Genomic DNA, 7,412 nt, shown 5'->3' with positions numbered 1-7,412 from the left:
TTATCTCCCCCAAGAGTTCACATCGACGGGGAGGTTTGGCACCTCGATGTCGGCTCATCGCATCCTGGGGCTGAATAGGGTCCCAAGGGTTTGGCTGTTCGCCAATTAAAGCGGTACGTGAGCTGGGTTTAGAACGTCGTGAGACAGTTCGGTCCCTATCCTATGTGGGCGCAGGATATTTGAGAGGAGCTGCCTTCAGTACGAGAGGACCAGGGTGGACAGACCTCTAGTGTGCCAGTTGTCCCGCCAGGGGCATCGCTGGGTAGCCACGTCTGGAAAGGATAACCGCTGAAAGCATCTAAGCGGGAAGCCTCCCTCAAGATTAGATATCCCTCCCTTCGGGGAATAAGACCCCTCGTAGACTACGAGGTTGATAGGTCGGGTGTGGAAGCGCAGTAATGCGTGCAGCTAACCGATACTAATAGGTCGAAAGGCTTGACCCCCAGATTTTTGTCCAAGCCTGGGGGGCGAATCGTAAAGCTATTGATAAGACGATTGCTATAGGAAATCTTAAGTTGGATCGAATGCAAATTTCCGGTGATAATGGCGGAGGGGCCACACCCGTTCCCATCCCGAACACGGAAGTTAAGCCCTCCAGCGCCGATGGTACTGCCAGGGAAGCCAGGTGGGAGAGTAGGTCGTTGCCGGAGAACTAATAAAAGGCCGCCCAATAGGGCGGCCTTTTCGTTTTATGCTGCCTTGATCATGCTTCCCACCAGACACCGTCCTGCTGAACATCTTTTAAATGTGCGAAAAATATTTTACGTTATCGATGTATGCAGACCTTCAAACGTCTTCCTGACCGTTCAAATACGCTTGGGATATTTTTTCATGAAATCCGCCAGTGAGAATATACCCTCAAGGTAGAGCCCATAGCCCATGAAATTGGCGGTAGCAAAGGTGACCTCAACTTTTTGGCGGCCGATCATCTTCTGCTTTCCAATGATTTGAGAGAGGATTTTACTCTCGGGGTCGTGATTCGCCAAAATGAACATCAGCTCGACCTGGGATAGGTCAAAGGATTCAATGTCCTTCTGATTGTCTATCAGGCCCAGACGTCGTTTTTGGTTGAAGACGGTTTTCATCTCGTCGGCGAGTCCGGTCAGGTTGCTTTGGATACAAGAGAATTTTTTTATATCTGCCAAATGGGCAACTATTCCGGCTTTTCCTTTCAGTGCACTATCAGCATACTTCACCTCGACAAACGAGAGCGTCAAACCACGGTTCCGCTTCCTGATGCTTCCCTTGGACGGCCAGCGAACACCAACCAGATCAAAACGCCCCTCTTTACTTTGGTATTCAAAGTCACAGATGAAATAGTCCGTTCCTTTGGCAACTTTTCCAATGTTGTTGATCCGGGCGATCCTCTGCTGAATCTCCTTTTCATCGCGCGGGTGCTTGGCGAACCACAGGTCCATGCCCTGTTTCAACATTGGTAGCGCATCAAGCCATTCAGCGACATGCTGCGGTGACGTCAATGCCTTAGGAAGGTTCGGTTTTATGGCAGCAATGCCTTTGAAATAGTTAGAGTCAAACGCTACGGAGAATTCGCCTTGCGGGTTGCGCGAAATCCTTGAAAGGTTTCCGCCCCGGTAATAGAGGTTTATATAATCGTCCCGTATTTGAAAATTAAGTGTGGTGTCGTTACGCACCCGTTCCAGAACAGGGTGCATCAGACCGGATTCTAGTTGCTGAAGAAATTTCTCGGACAGACCTCGGCTACCGTTCATTTTTTTCTCCATTTCCCAGGTTGTATGGTGCATTCTCAGCCCTTCTCGAAAATCAACAGGAGCATCCCGGATTTCTTGTGCAATGAATCCGTGTCGGTTGAGATTCAGGCGACCGTTGAAAACTTTTCGAAATAGTCCATTTCAACCATCCCCTGTCTACCAGAACGCCTAGCCGAAGGCCACCATTTTGAGTAGTGCATTGCCGTATTCGATCTGCAACCAATCGCCGTCTACGAATTCCATTCAGGTTTCTCCTTTTAACTATCTACACGATCTTGTTACGGTGCTTGCTGATACCTTTGCTTCCCGGACGTCCATAGCCACTTTGCCAAGGCACGTTTCGTACACCGGGGACAAACCTAGCATCCACGCGCGACAGGGTTATGTCGTCTTTTCCTAAAAAGTGCGATCTCGTTAATAGAGAGTTTATAGCAAGATAGGAAGGATTTTTGGTGAAAGAAAGGGTAGCTCAGGGTCGGTGACCGTCAGATCAGATCAAGCCCCTGCATCCAGTGGATAGTGGTCTCCAGCGCCTGGTCGAACGGCGTGATCGTGTACCCCAGCTCGTCGATCGCCTTTTGCGAGCTGTAGGCCCAGGCGTGCTCGGCCACGCCCACGGTGCCGGGAACCAGTGGCGGGGTGAAGCGCAGGGTGTTGCCCAGTCCGGCCAGCATTGCGGCCGAGCCCTTGAGCAGCCACAGCGGCAGATGCAGGCGCGGCGGTTTGCGGCCGCTAAGCTGCGCGGCCTTGGCAAACAGTTGATCCATGGTTTTGTTCTCGCCGCCCAGGATGTAGCGCTCGCCGAGCTTGCCGCGTTCCATGGCAAACATGTGTCCGTTTACCACGTCGCCAACATAGGCGTAGCTCCAGGGTTTGTCGCAGGGGCCCGGCAGCGCGGGCAGCCGTCCCGCGGCCCAGTCGCTGAGCATGTTGACGATCAAGTTGCCCTGGGTCAGCTCGCCGGGACCGAAGACGATGCCGGGCAGCACCATCACGATCGGCGCGCCCTGCGCAGCCAACTCCTCGCTGATGCGCATCGCCTGATACTTGGTGCGTTCGTACGGGTTGTGAAAATGCCCCGGCTCGTGCTGCGCGGTTTCGTCGGCCACGCCCGGCCCGTCGCTGTGTCCCAGGGCGATGAACGAGCTGGTATGCACGATGCGCTTCACGCCGGCATCAAGCGCGGCATCGAGCAGCCGTCGGTGCGCCTTGACGTTGACGCGGTCGAACACGGACCAATCTCGCACCCATTCCTTGACCACTGCGGCGCTGTGATACAGGCGGTCGATCCCCTGCAACGCGGCGGGCAGTCGGTCGAACTGCTCCAAGTCGGCCTGAAAAATTTCGAGAGCAGGGTGGTCAACCAGGTTGCCCAGCTTGGAGGGGTCGCGCACCAGGGCGCGCACCTGTTGTCCCTCGAGCAGCAGCCGCTTGAGCAGCAACTTGCCCACGAACCCTGTGGAGCCGGTGATCAAGGTGGTCATCACATCCCCCGCAATGCGCTGTGAATGTCGAATTTGGCTGCACAACCTGCGGCGAGTATAACAAGATTCAGCATCAGGTTGGACGAGATTGACTTGGCGCGCCGCTCATGTTTAACTTTGCCGCAAGCGTTACGTACCAAATTGGAGGACGGCCTTGAGGCGTTTTATCGTTCTGATACTGTTGATTTGTGCTGTTAATCTGTTCGTCCTCGATCTGCCTGCTCAGGCTGGCGGCACTCGTGAAATCGCCATCGGCACATTCCTGGGAATGGGAATGGGCGTGACCTTGGGTGGAGCGGTTCTGCTGTTCTCGCCCAACAACGAGACGAGCGACGAAAACCTGGATACGTTTCTTTGGTCGGGAGTGGCCATCGGCGGGGCCGGTGGATTCGTGCTTGGATCGTTCGTGCCCGAAGGAGCTGGCTTCACGCCCGGCGTCGATATGTCGCGCTATTTGGAAGGCTCGATCCTGCTCTGGCCCGCGCCCTTTGTTGCCCAGTACAATTACGACGGCGAGCAGCAGACGGTCCTGGGCGCCAACCTGATCCATCTCGTTTTCTAGCCATCAAGCCCCTGGCAAAGGGGCGCGTTGAACGTGTTGTTTAAAGCCGATGTAATCAAGCCAGGCCGCTATATCGGCGGCGAGGTCGGCCAAGTGGTCAAGCCCGCGGTCGGCCTGCGCGCCCGAATGGTATTGGCGTTCCCCGATGTGTACGAGGTGGCGGCGAGCCACCTTGGCTATCAACTGCTGTATCGCATTGTCAACGCCGAGCCCGACCTGGCAGCGGAGCGGGTCTGCGCGGTGTGGAGCGATGCCGAAGAGTTGCTGCGCAAGCGGGGCTTGGCGCTGACCACGCTGGAGAGCGGCGCTGAGCTGAGCGGCTTTGACGTGATCGGCTTCAGCGTGCCCTACGAGCTGCTGGCCACCGGCGTGCTGCAGATTCTCGACCTGGCCCGCATCGCCTTGCGCGCGGATCAGCGCGGCGAGTCCGACCCGATCGTGATCGGCGGCGGCCCGGCGTTGATCAATCCCGAACCGTTCGCACTGTTCTTCGACGCTGTGGCCATCGGCGATGGCGAGCGGTTGCTGCCCCAAATGCTGCGGCTGGTGGGCGAGCGTCGTGCGGCCGGAGATTCCCGCCGCGCGATTCTGGAACAGCTATCGCAGATCGAAGGGCTGTACGTTCCCGCGCTGTACCACGCGCCAGAGGACCGGGCGCTGCCGCTAACGCCGATCAGCCCGGCTCCGGAGCGCGTGCGGCGCACGGTGATCCCGGACCTGGACCAATATCCGCCGCCGGGTCGTCCGCTGGTTCCGACGATCCAGGCGATCCACGACCGGCTGAGCGTGGAGCTGTGCCGCGGCTGCACGCGCGGTTGCCGCTTCTGCCAGGCGGGTTACATCTATCGGCCGTTGCGCGAACGCAGCAGCGAGCCGCTGCTGGAGCAGATCGAGCGCGAGCTGCGGCAGAGCGGATTCGAGGAGCTGGGCCTGCTCTCGCTCTCCACCGGCGATTACTCCGACCTGGCAACCCTGTTGCCCGGCGTGCTGGGGCTGACCCGGGACGACCGCATCGGCACCAGTCTGCCCAGCCTGCGCGTGGAGAGCCTCGATGCGCGGATCGTGGAGTCGATCCGCCAGGTGCACAAGACCGGCTTCACGATTGCAGTGGAAGCTGGCGGCGGAGGGCTGCGCCGCGCGATCAACAAGCCGATCAGCGACGAGCAGGTGTTGGAAACGGTCCGGCGGGTTTTCGAGGCAGGTTGGAAACACATCAAACTTTATTTCATGGTCGGGCTTCCCGGCGAAACACAGGACGACTTGCGACAGATCGTCGAGCTGGCCCGCAACGTGATGCGCAATGTGCGTTCGATTTCGCGCCGCGGCGGAGTCAATCTGCATTTGGCGACCTTCGTGCCCAAGCCGTTCACCCCGTTTCAGTGGGAGCCGATGATCAGCCTGGAACAGGCCCGGCAACGGATCGACCTGATCCATAACGCGCTGCGTCGCAGCGGGATCAAGCTGCGCTGGCAGGATCCGCGAACCAGCCGACTGGAGTCGGCGTTCGCCCGCGGCGGTCGCGAGGTAGGCGAGGCGATACTCGAAGCCTATACGGCGGGAGCGCGATTCGACGCCTGGACCGAACACTTCGATAACCAGCGCTGGATCGAAGCCTTTGCCAGCATGGGCCTCGATCTGGAGCACTGCGCGCAAAACGGATTCGAGCTCGACGCGCTGCTGCCGTGGGACCACATCGACTGCCGCATTGACAAACGCTTCCTGCTCGAGGAACTGCGGCGTTCGCAGGTCGGCGAGCTGACCGCCGACTGTCGCACGGGCCAGTGCTCGTCCTGCGGAGCGTGCGACGATCAGCTCGAGAACCGGCTGGCGCGTGCGCCAAAGCAGGGCGCGGCGCAGTCTGCGCCAATCCACGTTGCTGCTGTGCGGCCCGCTTCCGACGTGCCGCTGGCGCGGGTCCGTATCCGCTTCGAGAAGCTCGGGGACGCCCGGCTGCTGAGCCATTTGGAGCTGGCGTCGGCTGTGGAGCGTTCGCTACGCAGGGCCCGCGCGCCGATGGCTTACAGCCAGGGGCATCATCCCAAGCCGCGGCTGAGCTTCGGCCCGCCGCTGCCCGTGGGAGCCCAGGGCCGCGAGGAGTACTTCGAGGCGTTGCTTGTCAAACAGCCGGATTTGTACCAGCTGGGTAAGGAGCTGAGCGAGCAGCTGCCGCAGGGGATCGTGTTGCGCGAGGCGCGGCTGATCGCGCGTCGGGATCGCAGCCTGTTCGAGTCGATCAGCGGCTTTTCCTATAGTTTTATCCTGCCCGCCGACTTGGCGCTCGACGAGTCCGAGCGTGCGTTGGCGCTGGAGCGCATTGCGCAATTTTCGAGCGGCGAAAGCTGGATAGTTGTGGAGGTTCGTGATAAGGCTACACGAGAAATCGAAATAAAGCCGCTGGTTATACGTATCGAGCTGCAGGGCGCGGACAGGTTGTTAATCGACTTGGCGCACCGGCCGGGCAAGCGCGGAGCAAAACCGCTGAGCATCATTCGATCGATCTTTCAGTGGTCCGATGAGCGCATGGCCGGGGGACGTATGACCAGGGAGCGGACCTTTTTTACGGACGAGGATCGAGCATGAGGCGCACGGTGCTGCTGCTGCTGATCGCAATGCTGCTGCTGGGCTGCGCTCGGCACGAGTTCAGTCCCACGCCGTTTCATCAAAGCCTTAGCGCGACGACCGAAGACGGCGTGAAGATCGCGTTGCATCATTACCGGGCAGCGGATTACGTTGCCGACGACAGGCGTCCGGTGGTTCTCTGCCCGGGGATTTGCAGCAACCGTTACTCGTTTATCTGCGACCCGCAGAACAACATTGTCGGCGCCCTCACCGACGATGGTCGCGACGTCTATCTGGTGGAGCTGCGCGGCCACGGAATGTCCGACAAGCTGCGCAGCCAGGATGCGGACGGCGATGGCTGGGACATGGACGACTATGCCCTGCGCGACCTGGACGCGGCCATTAACGAGGTGCTGGAGCGCACCGGCGCGGACGGGGTGGACTACGTCGGCCACTCGATGGGCGGGATGGTCGCCTACATCGCTTTGGCCCACGGCAAGTTCGAACAGGTCCGCGCGCTGGTGATCGTGGCCAGCCCGGCCTATTTCCAGCACAGCTCGCGCTGGATCGAAATGATGCTCAGCTCGGGCTGGCTGCTGAACCACCTTAATAAGCTGCCGGCCAACATCGGGGCCGAGGTCGGCGCGCTGTTGCCGGAAAGCGCTGATTTCGTCACCACCACGCTGTACAACCCGCACAACGTCACGCGCGAAGTGCGCCAGACCATGATGCGCAGGGCGGTCAACGACCTGAGCGCGGGCGAGGCTCGACAGTGGGTGGCGACCTACAATTTTTGCGGGCTGACCGACGCGCAATCGCAGCAGGACTATCTGGCGATGCTCGCGCAGGCCGACGTGCCGACCCTGGTGCTCGCCGGATCGATGGACGAGACCGCGTCTCCGCATCAGGTCCGGCGTGGCTACGACGCGCTGGGCGCTGCGGATAAGACCTACTTTATGATCGGCCGGGCCAACGGCGCCTCGGCCGACTACGGCCACATGGACTTGGTGCACGGCCAGGCCGCGACGCACGACGTGTTCCCGATCATCATTCAGTGGCTCGACCGGCACAGGTGAT

The 7,412-nt window shown here is 59.6% G+C and carries 5 protein-coding genes and 2 rRNA genes; 5 read left to right on the top strand and 2 right to left on the bottom strand.

All coding sequences use genetic code 11. The features are described 5' to 3' along the window. Both P9M14_11910 and rrf read left to right on the top strand, forming a co-directional pair. Positions 1 to 443: ribosomal RNA gene (locus P9M14_11910) — 23S ribosomal RNA — on the top strand; the annotation flags it as partial. 90 nt (positions 444 to 533) lie between these two features. Next, a 5S ribosomal RNA gene (rrf, locus tag P9M14_11905) occupies positions 534 to 650 on the top strand. A gap of 156 nt (positions 651 to 806) precedes the next feature. Here the strand turns inward: rrf and P9M14_11900 are convergent. Together P9M14_11900 and P9M14_11895 are read right to left on the bottom strand one after the other, a co-directional pair. Continuing rightward, a complete protein-coding gene (locus P9M14_11900) occupies positions 807 to 1,730 on the bottom strand; it encodes a hypothetical protein (GenBank protein MDP8256444.1) in 924 nt (307 codons plus the stop codon). A 485-nt stretch (positions 1,731 to 2,215) separates the two neighbouring features. Further along, on the bottom strand, positions 2,216 to 3,214 hold the full coding sequence (locus P9M14_11895; GenBank protein ID MDP8256443.1) for an NAD-dependent epimerase/dehydratase family protein: 999 nt from the start codon (positions 3,212 to 3,214) through the stop codon (positions 2,216 to 2,218). Between the two features lie 154 nt (positions 3,215 to 3,368). On the opposite strand from P9M14_11895, the gene P9M14_11890 reads away from it, so the two are divergent. The 3 genes from P9M14_11890 to P9M14_11880 are packed head-to-tail and all read left to right on the top strand — an operon-like array spanning position 3,369 to position 7,411. Then, a complete protein-coding gene (locus tag P9M14_11890) occupies positions 3,369 to 3,776 on the top strand; it encodes a hypothetical protein (protein ID MDP8256442.1) in 408 nt (135 codons plus the stop codon). A gap of 33 nt (positions 3,777 to 3,809) precedes the next feature. Then, positions 3,810 to 6,356: a TIGR03960 family B12-binding radical SAM protein gene (locus P9M14_11885; protein MDP8256441.1), complete on the top strand. Its 2,547-nt coding sequence runs from the start codon at positions 3,810 to 3,812 to the stop codon at positions 6,354 to 6,356. Then, positions 6,353 to 7,411: an alpha/beta hydrolase gene (locus tag P9M14_11880; protein MDP8256440.1), complete on the top strand. Its 1,059-nt coding sequence runs from the start codon at positions 6,353 to 6,355 to the stop codon at positions 7,409 to 7,411. The genes P9M14_11885 and P9M14_11880 overlap by 4 nt, the downstream gene beginning before the upstream one ends. Position 7,412 lies beyond the last annotated feature (1 nt).

Source organism: Candidatus Alcyoniella australis, assembly GCA_030765605.1.
GTDB lineage: Bacteria > Lernaellota > Lernaellaia > JAVCCG01 > Alcyoniellaceae > Alcyoniella > Alcyoniella australis.
This window is presented reverse-complemented; position numbering and strand designations above follow the sequence as displayed.

What these genes read in the sequence shown, in the direction of transcription:
- P9M14_11900 (MDP8256444.1), bottom strand. Translation starts at nt 1,730, where the DNA reads ATGAACGGTAGCCGAGGTCTGTCCGAGAAATTTCTTCAGCAACTAGAA.
- P9M14_11880 (MDP8256440.1), top strand. Translation starts at nt 6,353, where the DNA reads ATGAGGCGCACGGTGCTGCTGCTGCTGATCGCAATGCTGCTGCTGGGC.
- P9M14_11895 (MDP8256443.1), bottom strand. Translation starts at nt 3,214, where the DNA reads ATGACCACCTTGATCACCGGCTCCACAGGGTTCGTGGGCAAGTTGCTG.